Below are 24438 nucleotides of genomic sequence, written 5' to 3' on the forward strand. Positions count from 1 at the left end.
CTTCGGGCCGTTAGCGGCCGCTGCATTCGTTTCGCGACGTGCAATTGAAAAACCGGAATATAGCAATCAGATGTCGAGCACGAGGTTCGCCGTCTTCGATCCCGAACAGCAAACCATGATCGACGTGTTGGCGGCCTTGTCCTCATCGGTCAGGAAATGGTCGCGATGGTCGGGGATGCCGTCCAGCACCTTGACCTCGCAGGTGCCGCAAATTCCCTCCGAACAGGCAAAGCCGATATTGACGCCAGCGCTCAGCAAGGCGTCGAGCATCGTCTCGCCTTCCTCGACGGTGATGGTCTTGCCGCTTTTGGCCAGTTCCAGCGTATAACCGCCCTCGGTCGCCATTTCGGTTTCGGCGGAAAAATATTCGATATGGGCGTGGCCCTTGGGCCGGTCACAATTGGTGGCGAGGAAAGCGTCGAGCATACCGGTTGGACCGCAACAATAGAGATGCGCGTCTGCGGGCGCGGCGGCGCAGATGGCCTTGAGGTCGAGACGGCGGCCACCGGGGATGCCGTCATAGGCGATCTCGACCTGGTCATAGTCCGACAGGCGATCGACATAGGCGGCGCGCTCCGGGGAGGCGGCGACATAATGGAGTTCCCAGCTCCGCCCCAGTTTTTCCAGGCGCGCGATCATCGGCAGCATCGGCGTGATGCCGATCCCGCCGCCGATCATCACGGTGTGGCTGGCATCCTCCACCATCGGGAAATTATTCTTTGGCTCGGAAATTTCGAGGATCTGACCAACCTGCCATTTTTCATGGATGTGGCGCGATCCGCCCCGACCGTCGATGGCGTGATGAACGGCGATCTCATAATAGCCGCGGATCGCGGGATCATTGACGAGCGAGTAGCTGCGCGCGAGGCCCGGCGACAACTGGACATCGACATGCGCGCCCGGATCGAAGGGCGGCATCAGCCCACCGTCGACGGGTTCGAGGATGTAGCTGTTGATGCCTTCGGCTTCCCAGCGGATATTCTTTAGTCGTGCGCGCATCACCCTCTCCGTCCGGTGCGATGCGTCTCTTGGCAGGGCCGGGGCGCCATGGATCGGCGGACCGGACAAACCGCAATGCGTTTCGTCACCTCTATCATCCTTGTCCGAGGAACCGGGGCATGGATCGCCCCGGCCCTTATTTGCATCTCATTCAGCCGCTTCGACCTTGTCGGGCCAGCGCACCGCCTTGGCCAGCGCCGATTCATAGGCGTTGGCGAGCGTATCGTTGGGGTCGTGCAGGAACGACCCGGCACGCGCCCGGTAGAAGATACTGGGATCTTCGATCCCCGGCGGCAGCGTGCCCTTGTTCGCAAGCGCGCGGGCGGCCAGCAGAACGCGCCGGCGGACGCGGGCGATCATCTGGTCGGTCGGCGCCAGATTTTCGAAGCTATGGTCGGTGATCGGCCCCATGCTTTCGGTCACGGCCTGGTCCTGCATCGTGATGTTGGGGATGCCTGTGAACTGGGTGCCGTTGCGCTGGGATTCGCGGTCGATCGCCCAGTCGTTCTTTTCGCTGTCGGGCGAACGCCAGCGGCCATACCAGTCGGTCGTGTTGGGCGCATATTCGAGCGGCGCGAACAAAGGCGTGCCGTCCCTGAGCGTCGAGGTATAGGCCGGGTTGCCCGCATCCACGCCGCAGGTGATGTCGAACAGCATCGAATGTTCGTCGTCCATCGGCACCCAGGCGCGCGCAATGGCGCGGGTGGCGAAGCGGTTGTTGGGCGTCTGCGTCCAGAACGGGAACATATAATGCGCGACGCGCCAGCTCATCTGGCCATCGTCGTTCGGGCGATAGCCGCCATACATGACGCCCCAGTCGGCCTGCGCGACTTCATAGTCGGGTGCGCGGTTGAGGACGGTCGGGCGCATCGGATGATCCTCATCCAGATCGTCCGCCTCGATCGAGCCGACATGGAGGAAGCCGACATGGCTGGTGTCGATGTCGCCTTCGAGCGCCTGGAGCCAGTTGCAATCACGTTGCAGGCACCAGATTTCCGCGTCGGGGTGCATCGTCGCCTCGATTTCAGGCAGCGGCGGCGGGGCGGACTGGTTCTCGCCCATGTAAACCCAGATCAGGCCATTGGCTTCGTGCGTCTTGTACGCCTTGGCATGGACCTTTTCCTTGAAGTCCATGCGGGCGGGGACCGAAGGCATATCGACGCACTTGCCGTCGACGTCGAATTTCCAGCCATGATAGACGCAGCGTATGCCGTTCTCCTCGTTACGGCCGATGAACAACGATGCGCAGCGATGTGGACAGCGATGGTCCATGATGCCGACCCGGCCGCTGCTGTCGCGAAAGGCGATCAGCTTTTCGCACAGGATCATCAGGCGCACCGGATCGCCATCGGCCTTCACTTCCGATGACAGGCAGGCGGGCAGCCAATATTGGCGCATCATCGTGCCCATGACCGTGCCCGGGCCTACCCTGGTCATGTCGGCGCTATCAGTGGACTGCATGGTTTTTCAGCCTCTTCCTTGCTTCTCGTTATCGGCACCGGCTTGAATCGACGCCGACACCATTCCCTATTGCTGACTAGAGGTTCAAGCCTATACGCCCCAATCGGAATGTGGTCGGACCATTCAATAACCGGGACGATGCTATTGCACCCCGCCATCTTTTACTGCTTCACGGGGTTCAGGCGGCATCAAGCCGTGTTGTTGAGGGAGAGTCCGGTAATGCCTTTCAGTTTCAAAACATCCTCCGCGCTGAGCACGATTGCGGCGATGATGGCCATATCCCCCGCCATGGCGCAGGCCGATCAGGCCGCTCCGGCGCAGGACGCAGCGCCGCAGCAGGCGATCTTCCCCGAAGATATTGTCGTCACCGCCGAACGCCGCGAATCAACTGTGCGCGAGGTGCCTTTTTCCATCGCCGCCTTTGGCGGTGAACTGCTACGTGAGGCGCAAGTCTATAGCCCCGCCGCTTTGACGCAGCAGATGCCGGGCATCACCGTCAACACCGCCGACAAATCGCTGTCGATCGTTGCGATCCGCGGCAATGTATCGACCTTCCGCACCGCGACGCTGGACACGCCGGTCGCCTATTTCATGGACGACGTCTATTATGTGTTCAATAATGACCTGAACGCCAATTTCTACGACACGGACCGGGTCGAAGTGTTGCGCGGGCCGCAGGGCACCTTGTTCGGGCGCAATGTCGTAGGCGGTGCAATCGCGGTCATCACAAACAATCCCGAATTCGGTGACGATTATTTCGCTCAGATCACCGGCGGCAATGGTGGCTTTGTACGGACCGAAGGGATGCTGAACGGCACGCTGGTCGAGGACAAGATCGCCGGGCGCTTCGCGTTCAGCACCGAACATAGTGACGGGCTGATCGATACGCCTAACCAGTCGGGCAGCTATGGCAAGTCGGACAGCTATTCGGCGCGCGGCAAATTGTTGTTTCAGCCGTCCGATACGCTTAAGATCGTCCTGTCGGGCGACTATAGCTATACCAAGGGCAATGGCGGCGCCATCCAGCTTGGCATTGGCGGCAATCAGGTCATTCCAGATACATTCGGCGCCTATAGCGACGACGAATGGACCAATAACGACTTCGTGTCGTCGCCCTATCAACAGCGGTTGCGCGGCGGCTATCTGCGCGGCGACCTCGACCTGCTGGGCGGCACGCTGACGTCGATCACCGGCTATCGCATGAACGACAGCCGCGCGATCAACGACGACGTGCCGGTCGGAACGGTCGTGCCGGTGTTCGACCGTCGTCAGGTCGTGAAGAACCGCAGCTTCACGCAGGAAGTTCGCTTCGCCTCGGCGCCGGGTCGCTTCTCCTATGTCGTCGGCGCCTATTTCCTGTCGGCCGATGTATCGACCACCAATATCTTCTTTTACAGCCCGCTGCCTGGATCGGCCGTCAATGCGAGCGTGCGGCGCAATCCGGACGTGACCAACATCACCCGCGAGCAATCGGGCAATGTCCGTAGTCTGGCTGTGTTCGGCGAAGCAACCTTCGAGATTACCGACAAGCTGGCCGTGGTGGCTGGCGGACGTTACACGTCGGACCGCAAGAAGATCGACTATCACGCCTTCTCGACCACGGACGCAGGCGCCATCCCCGGCTTCGGTTTCCCCGGCGAAGTGTTCGCGTCGGGCGGCAAGACCTGGAACGCCTTCACGCCGCGCTTCACGATCAAGTTCGAGCCGATGGACAAGGTCAACATGTATGCGACCTATGCCAAGGGCTTCAAGTCGGGCGGCTTCGTCGACAATGCCTATCTCAATCCGACCATTCCGCTGGAACCGGAAAAGGCTGAAAATTATGAAATCGGCGCAAAATCCCGCCTGTTTAACAACAAGCTGGACCTGAACCTCGCGCTGTTCCACCAGACGACCAAGAATCTCCAGAATTTCTCCGGTGCTGGCGGTATTGCACACACCTATAACGGCACGCTCAAGATGAAGGGGCTGGAGGTCGAATCTGTTATCCGACCGGTCGAGGATTTACGGCTGACTGCAAATTATACGCATCTGGTGGGCAAATATACGGAGCTGCGTGATCCGCTGGTGAACCTGGACTATTCGGGTAATCCGGCCAAGTTCGCGCCGCGCGACAGCTTCACCGTTGGCGCCGCCTATACCGGCCGGCTGGGCAATGGCGCGACGCTGACGCCGCAGGCGGACTTCAACTTCTCCACGCGCATTTCGACCGACGACGCCAATACGCTGCGGCTATACGATAATCTGCATCGCGATACGCGCGGCCGGACGCTGAACGCGCGGCTGAACTATGAGACTGCCGATGGCCGTTTCCAGATCGGCCTGTGGGGCAAGAATCTCACCAATAATTATCAGATCGTGAATGCGGACGACATCACGGCCTTCCTGGCTGTGCCGGGCAACGGCACGACCTATTGGAAAATCTTTACCAATACGCCGCGGACCTATGGCCTCACGCTGTCGATCCGCCGCTGAACGCTTCGGGGCGGGGAGGAGCGATCCTTTCCGCCCAACTATTGCAGGATGACTCGATGACCGACCAATTCACGCTGCCTGCCAATGGCAGCTTTTCCTTTGCGGGACGGACCGCGCTGGTAACCGGCGGCGGACGCGGCGTGGGCGAGGCGGTGGCGCGCGAAATTCATGCCGGTGGCGGGCGCGTGGCCGTAAGCGACGTGGACATAGACGTGGCGCAGGCGGTGGCGGTCTCGCTCGATCCCTCGGGCGAGACGGCTATCGCATTGACGCTGGACGTGCGGGAAAAGGATCATTTCCTCGCGGCGCGCGACAGGATCGCGGGGCTGTGGGGCAAGGTCGATATCGTGGTCAACAATGCCGGCTTCGCCAAGCGCACGCCGACGCAGGATATCAGTCCGGAAGAATTTGACGCGATCGTCCAGATCAACATGCGCAGCGTGTTCCTGAGCTGCCAGATATTCTCCGAACATATGCGTGAGCATGGCTATGGCCGAATCGTCAACATCACCTCGCTCGCCGGGCAGAATGGCGGAACGGTGGCGTCCCCCCATTATGCCGCGTCCAAGGCCGGGGCGATCATGCTGACCAAATATTTTGCGCGCTATCTTGCCGGGACGGGCGTGACCGTGAACGCTATCGCGCCAGGGCCGATCGACACAGCCAAGGCACGGTTATCGGCGGAACAGATCGCGCGTGTGGAAGGCGAAGTGCCGGTCGGCCGCTTCATGGCAGTGGGCGAGATCGCGGCGGCAACGGCGCTGTTGGCGTCGGACCGGGGCGGGTTTTTCGTGGGGGCAACGCTGGACATGAATGGGGGGCTGTATTTGCGGTGATCCCGCTTTGCCGCAACCATTTCCCGCTTTTCTTATGGCGTTGCGGGATTGCGATTGGCGTTGGCGCGAGCGGCATCCATAATTGGCGCCAACAATAGGGTAGTGCCGGATCCGTAGACCGCCCGGCCGGACAATGGAGAGCAACATGTTCATTTATAACGCATGGTATGTGGCCGCCTTTGCCGCCGATATCGAACCGGGCAAGACGCTGGGGCGCAAATATCTGAACAAGGCGGTCGTGCTGTTCCGCACCGAAAGCGGCGAGATCGCCGCGCTGGAGGATCGGTGCAGCCATCGCGCCATGCCATTGTCTGCCGGCCATGTCGATGGCGATGTCATCCGCTGTTGTTATCATGGCGTGGAGTTTGACGGGAAGGGCATATGCACGCGCATACCCAACCAGGCGCGCATTCCAACCGCCGCCAATGTTCGCCATTATCCGGTGGTCGAGAAGGATCATCTGATCTGGATCTGGATGGGCGAACCGGCCCTGGCCGACCCTTCCATCATCGTCGACAGCCCGGAGCATAATGATCCGGCATGGACCTGGCGGCCCTATAATTTCCCGGTCAAGGCCAACTGGCAGTTGATCATCGACAATATCATGGACCTGACCCACGTCCCCTACATCCATGCACGGACGATCGGCGGGAACCCGGAACAACATTATAATGCGGATACCAAGGTCGAGTTTGACGGCCGCCGCGTGACGCTGCTGCGCAAGATGCCCAATTCGGTCCCGCCCAAATCCTATATCGACGCGGGCGGCTTCAAAGGGCGGGTCGATCGCTGGCAGGAAGTGCGCTTCGAGCCAAGCATCGGTATGACATGCCGCGTCAATGCGGGGGGCTGCGACGTCGGCACCGGGGCCTATGAAGGCAAGCGCGATAATGGCTTCATGCTGGCGAATAATCACTTCATCACGCCGGAAACGGAAACGACCAGCCATTATCTGTGGACCATCTGCACCACCGCCCCCAAGGAAAGCGGCGTGCCCGACGTGCTGTTCGACCAGTTTTTCGACACCATCACCGAGGATGAGGTGACGCTCGAAGCACAACAGCGCCGGATTGACGATGAACCGGAGCGGCCCTTCATCGGCATCGCCAGCGACGGTGCGGTGAATCAGGCGCGGCGGCTGTTGAGCGCGATGCAGGAAGCGGACGAGGGCGGCAAGGTCGCCGCCTGACGATTTTCGCTATCCCGTGTTGTGACCGATCGAAACGCACGGGATATTGCGTATAGCCGTTACATAGCGACTTGCCTCGCTCGGAGCGTCATGCTGTAGCGGCGCCATGAAGATGCGCGAACTGGAGGATCGGACCGGAGTCCATAGGGAAACGATACGCGTCTATCTGCGCGAGGGATTGATCCCGGAACCTGCGCGGCCGCGCAAGACCGTCGCCGACTATGGTGAGGAGCATGTGCAGGCCATCCTGGCGGTACGCCGACTCCAGCGCGAAAACCGGCTGACGCTGACGCAGATCAAGACGATTATCGCGGGGCAGGGGACCGAAAGACGGGTCGAAGCCAGCGCCTTCGACCAGCTGGAGCAGCTGGTTGCGCATCGCGTTGGTGTGGACGGTCCTCCCGTAACGATCGGGTCGCTGCTGGAGCGTTACCCGCACGCGGCGGAGGATGCGCGTACGCTGGCGCGGATCGGCATCCTGGACATTATCGACACGGAGCAGGGTGAGGCGCTGAGCATTACCTGTGCGCAGCTGGTCCGGATCTGGGGCGACATGCGCAAGGCCGGGTTCGACCAGCGGCTCGACTATACCCCGGAAATTCTCGGCTTCTACAGTCAGGCGGCGGATTTCGTCGGGCGGTGGGAAGCGACCACCTTCCTAGAGCGGGTGGGCGGACATGTCGCCGTAGACGACGCCGTGACCATGGTCGAACATGCGCTGCCGCTGATGCTCGATTTTTTCGGTCTGCTGCGCCAGCGCGCCTTTTTCCGCCATGTCGATGCGATCCGCGCCGGCGCCGAGCCGGATCGTCCCGAAGACGTGATCATACCATCTACGCCACGACCCTGAATTCGCCACCCTATGGCCGATCAGCATTGTTGTGGCAGACAGCTAAGGCCTGTCGCTGCCTGTCACTTTCGTGAAAATTGCGGATTGCCTCCGCTATTCAAACATTAGGCCGTCATTCAGTTTCAAGGACGCAACACGCTCCTCATCGCAAAAAATATCCTAAAAAACAACTATTTATGCGCTTAAAACTATGAATGGTCCGACCAACTTTAGCGATTGACGAATCTCCCCTTCCGTAGTTACGTAATGACTATACGCAATACGCGAATAGCCGTAAGGCGGCGTAGCAGGAGAGGGTATTTTCATGGCGACTTCGCTGGATGCCGACGTGCGTCCGATCATTCCTGACGACATAGCCCGCATCGTCATCGCACCCAAAAGCTATACCGATGACGCGACCATCTATGGAGCGTTCAAATGGCTGCGCGATCATATGCCGCTGGGGATTGCGCAGGTGCCCGGCTATGACCCGATCTGGGTCGTCACCAAACATGCCGACATCAAGGAAGTGGAGCGCAACGCCAAGCTGTTCCATAATGCCGATCACAACCCGATCCTCGTCGACCAGGCGTCGGACGCTTTCACGCGGGAGATCAATGGCGGGTCGTTGCGCATATTGTCGTCGCTGACCTATATGGACCCGCCCGAACATGCCTCCTACCGCACGCTGACGTCCAACTGGTTCCTGCCGGGCAAGATCGGCAAGCTGGAAGAACAGATCCGGGTGCTGGCGCGCCAATCCGTGGACAATTTGCTGAGCTTCGAGGGGGAATGCGACTTCGTCCGTGACTTCGCGCTGCACTATCCGCTGCGGGTCATCATGACGTTGTTCGGAGTGCCGCCCGAGGATGAGCCTCGGATGCTGAAGCTGACGCAGGAGTTTTTCGGCGTTCATGATCCTGAGGAGCAGCGTCCCGAAATGGCCGCGGACCCGGTCGTGGCGGCAAAACAATGGGCGGCCTCGATCGAGGATTTCTACACCTATTTTGACAAATTGAGCGCCGACCGTCGGGAAAAGCCGACCGACGACCTGCTGTCGCTGATCGCCAATTCGCGGATCAACGGCGCGCCGATCCCGCGCGACGAGGCGAACGGCTATTATGTCGCGATCGCGACGGCGGGGCATGACACGACCTCGTCGTCCACCGCCGGTGGCCTGCACGGCATGATGGTCTATCCGGAGAATTGGGCGAAGGTGAAGGCTGACCCAAGCCTGATCCCTGGCCTGGTCGACGAAGCGATCCGCTGGACCAGCCCGGTCAAGCATTTCATGCGCAACGCGACAGCCGATACCCAAGTGCGCGGCATGGATATCCGGGCGATGGAGCGTCTGATGATCTGCTACCCGTCAGGCAATCGCGATGAGGCAGTTTTTGCCGACGCCGATCGGTTCGACATCACGCGTTCGCCCAATCCGCACATCGCCTTTGGCTTTGGCCCGCATATGTGTCTGGGCCAGCATCTGGCCAAGCTGGAGATGCGTATCCTGTTCGAGGAACTGCTGCCACATCTCGAATCGGTCGAAATGGCGGGCGATCCACGGCTGGTCGAGACCAATTTTGTCGGCGGCTACAAGGCGCTGCCGATCCGCTTCAAAAAAGCTTGAAATTTCAAGACCGGGACATCGCACAAGCGGGTCCGGCACACATGCCCGAGGACAGAATGTCCGGGCGCCAATGGGAGGAGTCAGAATTGCATAAGAGAATAGTCTTGCTGGTCGCCAGCGTGTCGGCCGTGGCGCTGCAGTCGCCGGCCGTTGCGCAGACGGAGAGCGCTCCTCCGGCTCAGCCGGGTGGACTGGGTGACATTGTCGTCACCGCACAGAAGCGTGAGCAGGCGATCAACGACGTGCCCCTGTCAATCACGGCTGCTTCGGGTGAGAAGCTCGCTAATCAAGGCGTCACCAATGTCGCCGATCTGGTGAAGATCGTGCCGGGGTTTAACTATACCGAAAGCGCCTTTGCGACGCCGGTCTATACGCTACGCGGCATCGGTTTCTACGACACCAGTCTTGCCGCCAAGCCGACGGTCAGCATTTATCAGGATCAGGTGCCGATCCCCTTTTCGATCATGACGCGCGGCGCGACGCTCGACCTGGAGCGGGTTGAAGTGCTGAAAGGACCGCAGGGCACTTTGTTCGGCTCGAATGCGACCGGCGGCGCGATCAACTATATCGCAGCCAAGCCGACATCGACCTTCAAAGCCGGGATCGACGCGGGGCTGGACAGTTTCGGCCAAGTGTCGGGCGGCGGCTTTATCAGCGGACCGATCAGCGACACGCTGTCAGCGCGGGTCGCGGTGCGGACCGAGCAGGGCGGCGCATGGCAGCGCAGCTACACCCGTGACGAGAAACTGGGCGACCGCAACTTCACGACGGGTCGCATCCTGATCGATTTCGAACCGTCGGACCGCGCGCGTTTTTCGCTGAACCTCAACGGCTTTATCGACAAGAGCGACGGGCAGGCGGCGCAGTTGATCGGGGTGGTGCCACTGGGCAATCCGGCACGGCTCGGACCGCTCGCGACTTACCCCATTGCTCCGCGCAACAATCGCGACGCGGACTGGACGCCCGAGCAGAAGCCCGAGCGCGACGACTGGTTCTATCAGGCGGCCTTCCGGGGCGACATTGACCTGACCGACGATATCACGTTGACGTCGATCAGCAGTTGGTCGGAATATCATAATGACCAGGATATCGACCCGGACGGTGTGGCGCTGCGGGACTATTTCTATAACACCACCGGCAAGATCACCGCGCTGTCGCAGGAATTGCGATTGCAGGGGCGCACGGGCGGGCTGACCTATATCCTGGGCGCCAATTATGCCCGGGAGAAGACCTATCAGCAGGATGATGCCGGTCCCTACGACCAGTCGACATCGGCTTATCAGCTAGTCGATGCCGGCGTCGGCGTTCCCTTCTTTGTATACAGCCAATATGCACGGCAGAAATTCGTCAACAAGGCGGTGTTCGCCAATCTGGACTATGACATCGGCGATCATCTGACCCTGCATGGCGGGGTTCGTTATACGAAGACGAATATCGACTTTGCCGGGTGCACCGCCGACCGTGGTTTCGCGTTGGGACAAGGCATTCAGAATCTGGTGAACTTCATTCGCGGGGGCGCGGGACTGGAACCGATATCCATCGCCGATGGCGCGTGCGTCACGATCGATGCGTCGACCCTGACCGTGGGCGAGGTGCGCAAGTCGCTCGACGAGGATAATGTGTCCTGGCGGGCGGGCGTCGACTTCAAGCCCAACAGGGACGTGCTGCTCTACGCTTCGGTGAGCAAGGGCTACAAGTCTGGCAGCTTCCCGCTGCTGTCGGCGAGTGATGCCAACCAGTTCAATCCGGTCAGCCAGGAGTCGGTGACCGCCTATGAAGTGGGCGCGAAACTGACGTTGCTGGAAAATAGGGCGCAGATCAACAGCGCCCTATTCTACTATGACTATAGCGACAAACAGTTGAAGGGCCGCGTCGTCGCCAATCCCGACATCTTCGGTCCGCTCGAAGCGCTGGTCAATGTGCCCAAGTCGCGGGTGCAGGGCGCGGAAATGCAACTCGACCTGGCCCCCACCGACGGTCTGCGCGTCAGCATCGGCGCGACCTATCTCGATACCAAGATCAAGGGCAGTTTCGTCAACTATGATAGCTATGGCAATCAGCTCGATTTTGGCGGATCGGCTTTTCCCTACACACCCCAATTTCAGATCGTGACCGATGCGCAATATGACTGGGCGCTCAGCGACGATGTGGAGGCGTTCATCGGAGCAAACCTGAATTTCCAGAGCGACACCAAGGCAGTGCTGGGCGATGCCCGCGCCACGCCGTCCGCCGACCTGTCGGCGCAGGGCGGACTGACGATCGAGGATTATGCGCTGATCGATCTGCGCGCCGGCCTGTCCTTCGGTGACAAGCGCTACAAGATCAGCGCCTTCGTGCGGAACTTGGGCAACACCTATTACTGGTCCAACGCGACGCGGATTACCGACACGACGGTGCGCTTTGCCGGTCGGCCGCGCACCTTCGGCGCCAGCCTGTCAGCGCGCTTCTGAACAAGCTCCCCCTGGGCCGCGCCTTGAAAGGCGGGCGCGGCTCTTTCTTATACCTGGAGACATGATCCCATGAACGCTTCCACTTCCATCGCCCCCGGCCTCCATGGCGAAGCGGGACATGAAGTCCGCCTTCCACAGCAAAAGATGCTGATCGGCGGCGCATGGGAAGCGGCGGGGGACGGGCGGACCATCGACGTGGAAGATCCCGCAACAGGGCAGGTGTTTGCCAGCGTCCCGGCGGGCGGCGAGGCGGATGTGGACCGTGCCGTGACGCAGGCGCGCGCCGCGTTCGAGTCCGCAGCATGGTCGCGGATGCGGCCGCTCGATCGTGGCAGGATCATTGAGGCCATCGCCCGCAAGATCGAGGATAATGCGCAGGAACTCGCGCTGCTCGAAAGCTATGATAACGGCAAGGCGGTGCATCATGCGCTGGCGGTGGACGTGCCCGCCGCAGTCGACATCTTCCGCTATATGGCGGGCTGGGCGTCGAAAATCTACGGCCAGGTAAATCCGATTTCCGGCGACGGCCGCCAATATCACAGCTATTCCGTGCGCGAGCCGATTGGCGTCGTCGGCCAGATCGTGCCGTGGAATTATCCGCTCGCCATGGCGGCGTGGAAGATCGCTTCCGCATTGGCGGCGGGCTGCACCATTGTCCTCAAACCCTCAGAAGTCACGCCGCTGACCGCGCTGCGCCTTGCCGAACTGGCGCTGGAGGCGGGGCTGCCCGAAGGCGTGCTCAACATCGTCACCGGCTATGGCCATGAAGCGGGCCAGGCACTGGTCGAGCATCCAGGTATCGACAAGATCGCCTTCACCGGATCGACCCGCGTTGGTAAGCAGATCGTCCAGACCTGCGCGAAGGATCTCAAGCGCGTCACGCTGGAACTGGGCGGGAAGTCGCCTTCGTTGATCTTCGCCGATGCCGATCTCGATAAGGCAGCGGTCGGTGCGGCGCTCGCCATCTTCTTCAATTCGGGACAGGTCTGCCTCGCCGCTTCGCGCCTTTATGTCGAACGCTCAGTGTTCGACAAGGTGGTCGATGGCGTGGCGCAGGTCGCAAAGACGTTCAAGCTGGGCCATGGGCGCGATCCCGACACGATGTTGGGGCCGCTGGTCTCCAAGGTCCAGCAGAGCCGGGTGCTCGACTATATCGCTCAGGGCAGGGATAGCGGCGCGGAATTGGTCACCGGCGGTGGCACGGGTGGCCGGGACGGCTATTTCGTGGAGCCGACCATCTTCGCCAATCCCGATGCCAGTGCCAGCGTCGTGCGAGAGGAGATTTTCGGTCCGGTGCTGGTCGCCACCCCGTTCGATGATGTGGACGAGGTGGTGCGGCAAGCCAACGACACCCGCTACGGCCTGGCCGCCAATATCTGGACCCGCGATCTGTCGCGCGCCCACCTCACTGCGCGTAAGTTGCAGGCGGGGACGGTGTGGATCAACACCCATGGCATGAACGACCCATCCGCGCCCTTTGGCGGTGTCAAGGAATCGGGTTGGGGTCGCGAAGTCGGTGAAGAAGGCGTGCTGCACTATACTGAAACAAAGACGGTGACGGCGCTTTTGGACGATTAAGATCCTAAAAAATGAGCGGGGATGACAATGGAGAGGATAATATGACAGCACTCACAACCGCTTACATGACCGAAAATTGTGAGCGCCATATTTCCAATCCGACCATTCCGAAGTGGAATCAAAGCTACTATTTCAACTTCTATGACCGGAAGGCTAAGCTGGGTGGGTTCATCCGGTTCGGGTTGATGGAGAATGTTGGCGAAACCAATGGCTTCGCTATCTTCTTCATGGACGGCAGGCCGCTGTTCACCCGCGTCAACATGCACCTTCCCTACACTTCTGATCGTCCCGATGGCGGGGTGACCGTGGCGGGGGTGCATCTTGAGGCTGTGCGACCTTTGCAGACATGCCGGATCACGATCGATACCGAGGATTTCGGGGTCGACCTGAGCTGGGATCAACGCTTTCCAATGGGCGACAGCATCGTTCCGGGCAACAAGGACGATGCGATCGCTCGCGAGCTGGCCTACATCCATCTGGAGGGCGCCTGCGATGTCACCGGCACCGTGCGCCTGCGTACCGGGCAGACCATCACCATCGACGACGCAGGCTTTCGCGATGTGAGCTGCGGGCCGCGCAACTGGGCGGGAGTGCAGCATTATCGGCTGGCATGGCCGATCTTCGACAACGGGATGTCCTGCGTCGCGGTCCACGCGATCACCGAACAGGGCGAGGGCTATCAGAAGATTCTGCACGACGGGAAGCGGTGGCATCATATTGGTCGGGTCGAGGAAGTCATCGACTATGAAGCAGACGAGATGGGCTTTCGCCATGTCCATTGGAAGGTCTGGGACGAGGATGATCGGCTGTGGGAGTTTACCGGCAAGCCCTTGTTCCGCTGGCAATTCCCCTTCGACAGTTTCGTGATGGTCGAACAGATGATGGAATATCGTCTGAGTGACGGAACGATTGGCTATGGCATGGGGGAAGCAGGATTCCGCTTTCCCTGGGAAGGCAATGGCAATTGACATGAGCGAGATCGGGGAGGCGCCGCCGGTCGACAGGGTCGATATCTGGAACCGGGAAGACATGGAGCCGCGCATCCGGGAGATACTCGACCGGACCGTGCGGGACCGGGTGAAGGGCCCCTATGCGGCGAAGACCGATATGGAGGTCGTCGCCATGCTGGAACGTTATTTCGCCAGGACCGAAGGGTTGGAATCGATCAGGATTTCCGGCGTATCGCGGATGGCCGGCGGCGCTTCGAAGGAACAATTCGCCTTCACCTTGCAGCATGAAGGCGATCCGGCGGGCGAGCGGCTGGTACTGCGCATGGACCCGCTGGAGGCGATTTCGCAGACCTGCCGCGGTCGCGAGGCGCAAGTGCATATCGCTTTTGCCGACATATTGCCGGTCGCTCCGGTCCGCAGCATCGACGCTGACGGCGAGATATTGGGCCAGCCGGCCATCATCCTGGGTTTCGTCAACGGGGTTACCGAACCCAGCGAAGGCAAGGGGCATGGCGTATCGGGCATCGGCACCCGCTATGATGATTGGGCGGCCAAGCTGGCGCCGCAATTTGTCGATACGCTGGCTCAAGTGCATCGGTTCGACTGGCGCTCCGCCGACCTGTCCTATTTTGCGGCGCCCGAAGCGGGAACGCGCCAAGCCCCGATATGGCAGGTCAACTGGTGGTCGCAGGTCTGGTGGGATGGCGTCGTCCAGCCGGTCGCGATGGTCACCTATGCCGAACGCTGGCTGCGGGAGAATGCGCCGGTCTGCGATGCGCCGGTGATGTGCCACAGCGATTTGCGACTGGGTAATTTCATGTTCGAGGAGCCGAGCGGTAAATTCACCGCCGTTCTGGATTGGGAATTGGCGCATATCGGCGACTTTCACGAAGATATTGCATGGGCCATCCAGCGCCTGTTCGGTACTTGGACGGACGATGGCACCTTCCTAGTGTGCGGGCTGATAGCACGGGATGAATTTCTGAGCGCCTATGAGGTCGCGTCGGGCAACCAAATCGATCCGGTCAAGCTGCATTATTATGAGGTGCTCAACGCCTATAAATGCGCGGTCATCGACCTGGGGCAGGCAATGCGCGCCGCGACCGAAAGCAATAATCACCAGGATATCATCCTCACCTGGCTCGGCTCCGCCGGCGCCGTGTTCCTGGAGCAACTCGTCATGCTCATTCGGAAGGCCTGATCCATGCTGCCTGATATCGATTTGCGCATCGCGAACATGATCAAGGCGCTGGAGCAGGTGATCCTCCCGGCCTTGCCGCGCGACCAGCGCCTTGCCCGCGATCAAGCGATGCTGGTGGCGGGCCATTTGCGCATGATCGGCGAGCAATGGAAGTCCGCGCTCCGATATGAACAGGTGGCGCTGGACGACCTTCAAGGGTTGGCGCGGGATCTGCTGCCGGGCGCGCCGGCTTTTCTGGCGGACGATCTGGCGGCGGCGCTGGCGATGGCAGAGGCATGCGATCGTGCCAGCGTGACCGCGATCGAGCAGGCCAACATCGCCATTGGCCATGCCGTCGACGCGGTTATCCTGGGCGGCAGCGATCATGCGCCGATGCCGTCGGCAGCGGTCGACAGGCTGCTCGACTATGCGTTGCGCCATGCCCGGCGGGAACGAAGCTGGTTCAAAGCCAATAGGCTCGATCCAGACCAAAATGACTTGCCTGACCTGGTGACGATGCTGGCGGAAACGAACTGACGCGCCCGTCAACGAAAATATAAGAGAAGGAGAAGCCGAAGATGCCTGAGACCAACGATCAGTTCGCCGACTATCCTGTAGCAAATGCCTATCGCCATAAGTTGGCGGAAGATGGCCGGGAATCCGCGACCCACCAGTTCGTCCTGCCGCAATATGGCATTGCCGGCTTCTATTATCCCACCGTGCGCGCCAACGGTCATGCCAAGGGCCGCCTCCACCTCTTTGGTCCGGGGCTGAGCGCGCCGATCGAGGAAGAAGTCGAGCAGATGGTGTCGGAGGACATGGATTTTGACGATTGGCGCTTCGGCCCTCTGCTGATGGCCGTGCGCGAACCGTTCAAGACCATCGACCTAGGCTGGGTCGGCGATCGCATCCAGTTCGAAGGGCAATGGAGCGCGATCCATCCGCCCTATGCCTTCAGCATGCATCCCAAGGGCAATCCGCCCTATTATGGCGACGATCGCACCGAGCAGCATGGCGTCATCAAGGGCAATCTGCGCATCGACGGAAAGGATTTCGCGCTCAACGACTTCATGATTCGGGATCATAGCTGGGGGCCGCGCGTCTGGGGGCTCAACCAACATTATAAATGGTTTCACGCGACCACCGCGAGCGTGTCGGTGCATTTTTTCGAAATGATGTCGTTCGGCAAGGTCGAAATGCGCGGATATCTGTTCAAGGACGGTGTCATGCAGCACGTTCAGAGCATCGACTATGACATCGATTATGACGAGGACATGATGCAGGAACGCTTCCGCGTCACCGTCACCGATACAGACGGGCGATCGGTGTTTGTCGATTGCCGGGCATTTGCAAAATATCAGCTCGACCTGGACCCGATCGTCCTGCTGAACGAAGCCGTGGTCACGGCGATGATCGACGGTGAGCAGGGCACCGGCTGGTGCGAATTTTGTTGGAACCGCGACTATCTCGCATTCGCCAAGCCTTATGTCCGGCGCTTCGCCTGGTGATGGAGGATGTCGCCATGCCGATGGCGCCTGCCAGCCGCGGAGATGTGGACGTCTGGGACCGGTCCGAGATGGAACCGCGCATCCGTCATATATTGGAACGGACCGTCCGGTTACGCGATACCGGACCCTATCGGCCCAAATCCGACGCCGAGGTTATGGCGATGCTCTCCACATTCTTCGCGGCCAAGGGGTTGGAAGAGTTTTCGATTTCCGACGTCGAGCGCATGTCGGGCGGCGCATCGAAGGAGCAGTTCGCCTTCACGCTGAACCATCGGGAAGACCAGCAGGGCGAACGGCTGGTCTTGCGGATGGACCCGTTGGAGGCCATCGCCCAGACTTGCCGCGGGCGGGAAGGGGAAATCCAGTCCATCATGGGAAACCACATGCCGGTCGCGCCGGTGCGATGGTTCGATGCCGATGGCGATTTGTTGGGCCAGCCGGCGGTCATATTGGGCTTCGTGCGGGGTGTGACGCAGCCGAGCGAGGGCGGAAGCGCCGGCGTTTCGGGCATGGGCGGGCGGCTTGGCAGCCTGATCGACCGGCTGGCGCCGCAATATATCGACGCGCTAGCCGTCACCCATCGGTTCGACTGGTCGCGCGCGCATCTGCGCTTTTTCGATGCCCCCCGCGCGCAGAGCAATCAGGCTGCGATCTGGCAGGTCAACTGGTGGTCGCAGGTCTGGTGGGATTGCCTGGTCGAACCCGTACCGGTCGTGGCGCTGGCCGAACGCTGGCTGCGCGAGAATGCACCTGTCTGTGACCGGCCGATGCTGGTGCATGGCGACTTGCGCATGGGCAATTTCATGTTCGAAGAACCGAGCGGGAAATTCACCGCCGTCCTCGACTGGGAACTCGCCCATATCGGCGATTTTCATGAGGATATCGCCTGGACCATGCAGAAACTGTTCGGGGCATGGGGCGACGACGGCATTTTCCTGGTCAGCGGACTTTTGCCGCGCGACGACTTCATTACCCAATATGAGGCGGCTTCGGGCAACAGGATCGATCCTGTCAGGCTGCATTATTATGAGGTGCTCAACGCCTATAAATGTGCGGTGATGGATTTGGGGCAGGCCATGCGCGCTGCGACGGCCAGCAACAATCATCAGGAAGTGGTGCTGACCTGGCTCGGTTCGGCGGGTGCCGTTTTCCTGAACTATATCGTCCAACTTATCCGGAAGGGCTGACCATGCTGCCGAGTATCGATCTGCGCATCGCGAACATCGTCAAGGCGCTGGAACAGGTGGTGCTGCCCGCACTGACCGCGCGCGAGCGGCTCGCCAAGGATCAGGTCAATCTGTGCATTGGCCATTTGCAGATGATCGCGCAACAGTGGCGATGGGCGGCGGCGTTCGAGGCGGGTTCCTTTCATGCCATGATCGCGCTGGCCGAAGAGATGCAGCCCTCGGTCGATGCCAGCTATGCCGAGGAACTGGGCCAGGCGATCGCAACGGCAAAGGCCGTGGAAGGGCATGATCTGGCGGCGGTGGAACATGCCATCGTCGCGCTGGGCGGCCTGATCGACCGCATCATCCTGGGCGAGGACGGGCAGGTGGCGCTGGCGCCTGCCATATGGGAGGCGGTGCTGAGCTATGGCGAAAAACAGTCACTGCGCGAACGAACCTGGTTTGCGGCCACGGGCCTCGACCCCGATCGCAAGGAATTGCCCAGCATCGCGGAGGTGATGGCCGGGTGAAGCACGACAATCCCGTCCTGCCCGAGCATGATCCCGCCGGTGCGCTGGCACGCATGGTCGCGGGCACGCGATACGAAGATCTGCCCGCCGGCGTAATCGACCTTGCCAAACGGGCAATTATGGACACGCTGGTCGTGACGATCGCTGGTTCGGGGTGGGAAGTCAGCCCCGCCATCGCCGATCAGGTGGCGGAGTGGGGCGGGGCGCCGCAGGCGAGCGTACTGGTCCATGGACACAAGGTGCCCGCACCCATGGCCGCCTTCGCCAACGGGGTGATGGCCCGCGCGATCGACATGGGCGATGTGCATGAGACGGGCGGTCACATCACCGAATGGAATGTGCCAGCCATGTTGTCCGTGCTGGGCATCGCCGACGGCCCGGTCAGCGGCCGGGATTTCCTGACCGCTTATGTCACTGGCGGGGAAGTGGGCGTGCGCGCCAGCGCGGCGCTAAACCTGGTGCGCTATCACACGACCTGGGGGATGCCGGGTGAATGGAACGGGCCGCTCTGCGCCACCGCATCGGTGGCGCGCATATTGGGCCTCGACGCCGACGAGATATGGAATGCGATGGGCATGGCCTACACCGTCCATGGCATGTCGGAATATAATAAATATTCCGAAGGCACGCAGATGGCCCGCGTGCAGCACAGTTTTGCCGGGGATACGGCGGTCAAGGCGGCGCTGCTGACGCGGCGCGGCGTAACGGCGCCGCGCGGCATATTCCAGGGCATACCCAGTGGCATATTGCGGCATATCGCGTGGAACGACGTGCGACCCGAATTGCTGACCGACGATCTGGGCACTCGCTGGCAACTGGCGGAAGGGCTGTCAATGAAGCCCTATTCGGCGTGTAAATTCACCCACAGCTTCATCGCCAGCACCATCGCCATCATGCAGGGCGAAGGGCTGGACTGGCGCGCCATCGACCGGATCGACTGCATCGGCAGCAACAGCGCGCGGATGACATTCGAACCAGCGGCGGCGAAATGGAATCCACGCAGCGTTCCCGAAGCGATGTTCAGCGCGCCCTATACGATCGCGACAGCGGCGATCACGGGCGGTTTTTTCCTGCAGGATCTGCATGTCGACCGGATCATGGATGAGGAGCGGCGCGCATTGATGCAGCGCGTCCACATCTCGGCCGATCCCGACCATATCGACCAGTTTGAGGGCTTTCCCGTTGCCATCACGATGATGGACGGGCGCCGCTTCACCCATGTCACTCCTTATGTGAAGGGCCATAGCCGCAATCCCATGGACTGGAGCGATTTGGCCGACAAGCTGCGCCGATGCGCCCCGTTCGCCGCAGTCGCGCTGTCGCAGGCGAAGCTCGACCGGCTGGTCGCGCTATGCCGCGACATGGAAGAGGTGGAGGATATGCGCGACGTCCTCGACCTCATGACCGCCTGACAATCCACTTCTTTCGCAACATTGGAGAACATCATGAAGGCCGCCATTCTCAACAGCCTCGACGGCACGTTCCAGATCGAGGAGATCGACATTGACGCGCCGCGCGGCCGCGAGGTGTTGGTCGAGGTGAAGGCATCGGGCCTGTGCCATTCCGATCTTCATTTCGCCGAACAGGATTTCGGCGTGCCGCTACCCGCCGTTCTGGGGCATGAACTGGCGGGTGTCGTCCTGGCGATCGGCCCGGAAGTGCGCGAGTTCGTCGTGGGCGACCATGTCGTGGGTTCGCTGATCCAGTTTTGCGGCCATTGCCGCGCCTGCATCGGCGGCCGGACCTATCAATGCACCCATCCCGAAGAAACGCTGCGCGACGATCCCCAGCATGAGCATCGTCTGACCCGCAATGGCGAAGGAGTCGCCCAGGTTTTCGGGACCGGAGCCTTTGCGGAACGCGCGCTGGTGCATGAAAACCAGCTTGCCAAAGTGCCCAAGGAATTGCCCTTCGCTCAGGCATCGCTGCTGGGGTGCGGAACGATCACGGGCGCCGGCGCGGCGATCAACACGGCGTTGGTGCGGCCGGGCGACACGGTTGCGGTGATCGGCATCGGCGGGGTCGGGCTGAACGTGATTTCCGGCGCACAACTGGCGGGCGCGGCGCGGATCGTCGCGATCGACATGCAGCCGAAGAAAGAAGAGTTGGCGCGCAAGTTCGGCGCAACCGACTTCATCGATGCATCTGCAGGCGACAGCGTGGCCGCGGTTCAGGCGCTGATCGAAGGGGGCGTCGATCACGCATTCGAGGTAGTGGGTATCAAGGCGACGTCGGAACAGGCGATCAAGATGGTGCGCAAGGGTGGCGGCGCCTATCTGATCGGGGTCCATTCACCGGCCGAGACGATCGACGTCAATGTTACGATCGACCTGCTGACCAATCAGGTCGACCTGCGCGGCGTCTATATGGGATCGTCCAACATCAAACATGACATCCCGATGTATGCCCGGCTGTATCTGGAGGGTAAGCTCAATCTGGACGATCTGATTTCCCGCGAGATCAATCTGGCCGACATCAACGACGCCTATAAGGAATTGAAGGGCGGAGCGATCGCGCGCAGCGTCATCACGTCCTTCTAGGAGCGTTTAGATCACGGTGACGCCATGGTGGGCGCGCCCAGCCGGGGAAGAAGGGCCAAGGGCTATCATTCCGCGGCTGGGGCGCCGAACAGTTTTGGGATCAGGAGCAACTCGTCCAGCGTGCTGCGTGGGTCGAGCGCTCCGTCGAGCGACCGGAGCGTATCGAGATTGTCGCGCAGATCCTCCGGTCCATGGTCGGGATTAAAATAGCCTTCGCCGACAACGAAACCGACACGTGCGACCTTGCCGGACGAGACGCTGAAGATGTCGCCATTCAGCATGGTCGAACGATGGGCGAGCCACAGCACTGTGGGCGAGACGATAGCGGGTGGTCCCATCGGCACCTTGCCCGCGCGAATGTCCGCCTGCCAGTCATCGCCACCGGCATCGGCCCCGCCAAAAAAGGCGTCGCGGTTCATGCGAGTGACCGCCATCGGTGCAATCGCGTTGACGGTGATGCCGCTATCGCCCACCTCGTTCGCCAGCGCTTTGGTGAAACCTGCAACGCCCAGCTTCGCCGCGCCATAATGGACCAGTTGCTCGTTACCCGCGAAACCCGCATTCGACGTCGTGTTGACGATTCGGCCATGGCGCCGGGAGACGAAATGCGGCCAGACCGCCTTCGACATCTGGAAGGTGCCGTCCAGGGTCACGGCGATCATCCGCCGCCAGCTTTCCTCGCTGATATGCTCCAGCGTCGCGAAATCGATGATGCCGGCATTATTGACCAATATGCTGACCGTGCCGAATGTATCGAGTGCGGTCTGAACGACGGCGGCGGCGCCCTCCGCCGTCGTCACGCTATGGCCGTCCGCGACGGCCCGGCCACCGGCGGCGACGATCTCATCCACGACCGCCTGCGCGACCTGGGTTGATCCGCCCAGGCCGTCAGGTTCGACGCCGATATCGTTGACCACGACCGCCGCACCGCGAGTCGCGAAGGCCAGCGCATGTTCGCGGCCGAGGCCACGACCGGCACCGGTGATGATGACGACATCGTCATCGAAGCGCATCTGGCTCATATGCTGCCTCAGTCTGGAATTTCGAACAGGCCGGCGGATCCCATGCCGCCCGCCACGCACATCGAGACGACCGCCCATCGCACCCCGCGCCGGCGCGCCTCGATCAGGGCATGGCCCGCAATGCGGCTGCCGGTCATGCCGAAGGGGTGGCCGAGCGCGATGCCGCCACCATTGACGTTGATCTTTTCTGGATCGATGCCGAGGAAATCACGGCAATAAAGATACTGGCTGGCGAAGGCCTCGTTGATCTCCCATAGGCCGATATCCTCGACCTTCAGGCCCGCGCGGTCGAGCAGCTTGGGGATGGCGAAGATCGGGCCAATGCCCATTTCCTCGGGCGGGCAGCCTGCCGACTGGAAGCCGCGATAAATGCCCAATATCTCGCGTCCCTCCGCCTTGGCCGTCGCATGGTCCATCACTATCTGGGCAGAGGCACCGTCTGACAACTGGCTGGCATTGCCGGCGGTCACGAACTTGCCTTCCTTCACGATCTGGCCGTCGCGCCAGACCGGCTTCAGCCGGGCAAGTCCTTCGGCCGTGGTGTCCGCGCGGATGCCTTCATCGACCGAGAGCGTGAGGGTTTCGGTGCCCGATACGCTGCCGTCCTTCTCGACGATGTTCTTGGTCACGGTGATCGGCGCGATCTCGTCGGCGAAACGGCCCGCCACCACGGCAGCGGCGGCGCGCTGGTGGCTGATGGCGGCGATCTCGTCCTGCGCCTCGCGGCTGATGCCGTAGCGCTCTGCGACGATTTCCGCCGTCTCGATCATCGCCATATAGGCGTGGGGCTTGAGGTCGAGCACGGCGGCCGGGCGGGCGCGATGGGTGGGCGCATAGTCGCGCGTGTGGGTGATCGATTCGACGCCCCCCGCAACAGCGACATCCATGTCGCCCACAATGATGCCGCGTGCGGCAAAGGCGAGCGCAGTGAGGCCACCGGCGCATTTGCGATCGACCGAGGCGCCGGGGATCGAATCGGACAGACCCGCGGCGAAGACCGTGGTGCGGCCGATGTTGAAGCCCTGGTCGCCCCATTGCGATCCCGCGCCGAAGATGACGTCCTCGATCCGTGCGGGATCGATGCCGGCGCGGGCGATCGCGGCGTTGACCGCATGGCCGGCCAGCGCCGGGGCGTCGGTATCGTTGAAGGCGCCGCGCGTCGCCTTGGCGACGGGGGTGCGAGCGGTGGAAATGATGGCAGCTTCACGCATGACGTTGTCTTTCAGTTGATGGTGTCGAGAAATTCAGTGAGGGCGGTCAGAAAGGCCGCGCGCGATTGGTGATGCAGCCAGTGGCTGGCGCCGGGAAAACGGACCAGGCGGTGGTCGGCGATGCGGGCGAGCCGGTCGGCAGACGGTTCGGGAATCCAGCTCTCTGCGCCATAGGCGAGCAGGGTGGGGCAGGCGATGGCCGCCAATATCTCGTCCAGATCGACGCCATGAGCATCCTCCGGCGCGCGGTTGCGGCAGGCATGGTCATATTTCCAGCGCCAGCCACCATCCGCGGTCTGGATGATGCCATGAAAGGCAAGGTGGGCGATGGTCTCCGCATCTACGCCCGGATTATGCTCTGCCATGCGCGCGCTCGCCTCTGCGAAGCTCACGTAGGTGCGTGGCGTGCGCTGGCGGTTCCGGCGTTGGCCGTCTATCCATTGGCGAAGGCGGACGGGATAGGATTTGGGCGCCTTCGCCTGATCGCGGACGATCGGCAGCTCGATGCCCTCGATGCTGCAGAACGACCGCACCTGTTCAGGAAAGGCGGCAGCAAAACGCAGGGCGATGTGGCCGCCCAGCGAATGCCCGACCAGATGGAGCGCAGGGAGGTCGAGCGCATGGACGCAATCGCCAAGGTCGAGCACATGGTTGGACAGGGCATAGGAACCCGGCCCGGTCCAGTCGCTGTCACCATGGCCACGCAGGTCGATGGCGACGACATGGTAGCGGTCGGACAGACCGGCAGCGATCCAGTCCCAATTATGGGCGTGGTCCAGCAGACCATGCACCATCAGCACCGGCGGGGCCGCCGCATCGCCCCAGGCCAGCAAGTGTCGGCGCGATCCACAAATGTCGATGAACGCGGAACGCGGTGCGATCATGGG

The 24438-nt window shown here is 61.5% G+C and carries 19 protein-coding genes and 1 pseudogene; 15 read left to right on the plus strand and 5 right to left on the minus strand.

Translation table 11 applies throughout. The features are described 5' to 3' along the window. Window positions 1–66: 66 nt before the first annotated feature. Both C100_RS35635 and C100_RS35640 read right to left on the minus strand, forming a co-directional pair. Window positions 67–999: a PDR/VanB family oxidoreductase gene (locus tag C100_RS35635; protein ID WP_031309416.1), complete on the minus strand. Its 933-nt coding sequence runs from the start codon at window positions 997–999 to the stop codon at window positions 67–69. 147 nt (window positions 1000–1146) lie between these two features. Continuing rightward, complete coding sequence (locus C100_RS35640) at window positions 1147–2436, minus strand: Rieske 2Fe-2S domain-containing protein (protein ID WP_235219060.1); 1290 nt, start codon at window positions 2434–2436, stop codon at window positions 1147–1149. Between the two features lie 291 nt (window positions 2437–2727). Between C100_RS35640 and C100_RS35645 the strand changes: the two genes are divergently transcribed. The 15 genes and pseudogenes from C100_RS35645 (at window position 2728) to C100_RS35715 (ending at window position 21318) form a co-directional block, all read left to right on the plus strand. Beyond that, the gene (locus tag C100_RS35645) at window positions 2728–4935 is read left to right on the plus strand and encodes a TonB-dependent receptor (protein ID WP_235219061.1); all 2208 of its coding nucleotides are present in this window, start codon (window positions 2728–2730) and stop codon (window positions 4933–4935) included. 56 nt (window positions 4936–4991) lie between these two features. Then, the gene (locus C100_RS35650) at window positions 4992–5771 is read left to right on the plus strand and encodes an SDR family NAD(P)-dependent oxidoreductase (protein WP_024019845.1); all 780 of its coding nucleotides are present in this window, start codon (window positions 4992–4994) and stop codon (window positions 5769–5771) included. 145 nt (window positions 5772–5916) lie between these two features. Next, window positions 5917–6960: an aromatic ring-hydroxylating dioxygenase subunit alpha gene (locus C100_RS35655; RefSeq protein ID WP_052028278.1), complete on the plus strand. Its 1044-nt coding sequence runs from the start codon at window positions 5917–5919 to the stop codon at window positions 6958–6960. A gap of 112 nt (window positions 6961–7072) precedes the next feature. After that, window positions 7073–7261: pseudogene (locus tag C100_RS49535) on the plus strand (MerR family transcriptional regulator); the annotation flags it as partial. 853 nt (window positions 7262–8114) lie between these two features. Then, the gene (locus C100_RS35665; RefSeq protein WP_024019848.1) at window positions 8115–9416 is read left to right on the plus strand and encodes a cytochrome P450; all 1302 of its coding nucleotides are present in this window, start codon (window positions 8115–8117) and stop codon (window positions 9414–9416) included. A gap of 86 nt (window positions 9417–9502) precedes the next feature. Beyond that, window positions 9503–11866 carry a TonB-dependent receptor gene (locus C100_RS35670; RefSeq protein WP_031309420.1) on the plus strand — a complete coding sequence of 788 codons (2364 nt, stop codon included), beginning with the start codon at window positions 9503–9505 and terminating at the stop codon, window positions 11864–11866. A gap of 144 nt (window positions 11867–12010) precedes the next feature. Then, window positions 12011–13444: an aldehyde dehydrogenase family protein gene (locus C100_RS35675; protein WP_031309422.1), complete on the plus strand. Its 1434-nt coding sequence runs from the start codon at window positions 12011–12013 to the stop codon at window positions 13442–13444. Window positions 13445–13485: 41 nt separating this feature from the next. Next, a complete protein-coding gene (locus C100_RS35680) occupies window positions 13486–14412 on the plus strand; it encodes a DUF7065 domain-containing protein (protein ID WP_152536459.1) in 927 nt (308 codons plus the stop codon). Between the two features lies 1 nt (window position 14413). Continuing rightward, on the plus strand, window positions 14414–15595 hold the full coding sequence (locus C100_RS35685) for a phosphotransferase family protein (protein ID WP_031309425.1): 1182 nt from the start codon (window positions 14414–14416) through the stop codon (window positions 15593–15595). Window positions 15596–15598: 3 nt separating this feature from the next. Further along, entirely contained in the window at window positions 15599–16111 is a 513-nt protein-coding gene (locus tag C100_RS49315) for a hypothetical protein (RefSeq protein ID WP_024019853.1), read from the plus strand. A 41-nt stretch (window positions 16112–16152) separates the two neighbouring features. After that, complete coding sequence (locus C100_RS35695) at window positions 16153–17082, plus strand: DUF7064 domain-containing protein (RefSeq protein ID WP_024019854.1); 930 nt, start codon at window positions 16153–16155, stop codon at window positions 17080–17082. 14 nt (window positions 17083–17096) lie between these two features. Then, window positions 17097–18269 carry a phosphotransferase family protein gene (locus tag C100_RS35700; protein ID WP_052028279.1) on the plus strand — a complete coding sequence of 391 codons (1173 nt, stop codon included), beginning with the start codon at window positions 17097–17099 and terminating at the stop codon, window positions 18267–18269. A 2-nt stretch (window positions 18270–18271) separates the two neighbouring features. Beyond that, window positions 18272–18778, plus strand: coding sequence for a hypothetical protein (locus C100_RS35705; protein ID WP_024019856.1), 507 nt, complete (start codon window positions 18272–18274; stop codon window positions 18776–18778). Continuing rightward, complete coding sequence (locus C100_RS35710; RefSeq protein WP_024019857.1) at window positions 18775–20190, plus strand: MmgE/PrpD family protein; 1416 nt, start codon at window positions 18775–18777, stop codon at window positions 20188–20190. The genes C100_RS35705 and C100_RS35710 overlap by 4 nt, the downstream gene beginning before the upstream one ends. 33 nt (window positions 20191–20223) lie before the next feature. Next, a complete protein-coding gene (locus C100_RS35715; RefSeq protein ID WP_024019858.1) occupies window positions 20224–21318 on the plus strand; it encodes a Zn-dependent alcohol dehydrogenase in 1095 nt (364 codons plus the stop codon). Between the two features lie 65 nt (window positions 21319–21383). Here C100_RS35715 and C100_RS35720 read toward each other — a convergent pair whose 3' ends face one another. Genes C100_RS35720 through C100_RS35730 form a run of 3 tightly spaced genes read right to left on the minus strand, consistent with a single transcriptional unit; the run spans window position 21384 to window position 24435 of the window. Then, window positions 21384–22340 (minus strand): SDR family NAD(P)-dependent oxidoreductase, encoded by a 957-nt coding sequence (locus C100_RS35720; RefSeq protein ID WP_024019859.1) that lies wholly within the window; start codon window positions 22338–22340, stop codon window positions 21384–21386. An 8-nt stretch (window positions 22341–22348) separates the two neighbouring features. Next, window positions 22349–23551, minus strand: coding sequence for an acetyl-CoA C-acyltransferase (locus C100_RS35725; RefSeq protein ID WP_024019860.1), 1203 nt, complete (start codon window positions 23549–23551; stop codon window positions 22349–22351). 11 nt (window positions 23552–23562) lie between these two features. Further along, window positions 23563–24435, minus strand: coding sequence for an alpha/beta fold hydrolase (locus tag C100_RS35730; RefSeq protein ID WP_024019861.1), 873 nt, complete (start codon window positions 24433–24435; stop codon window positions 23563–23565). Between the last annotated feature and the right edge of the window lie 3 nt (window positions 24436–24438).

It is taken from the genome of Sphingobium sp. C100, assembly GCF_000508185.1.
Classification (GTDB): domain Bacteria; phylum Pseudomonadota; class Alphaproteobacteria; order Sphingomonadales; family Sphingomonadaceae; genus Sphingobium.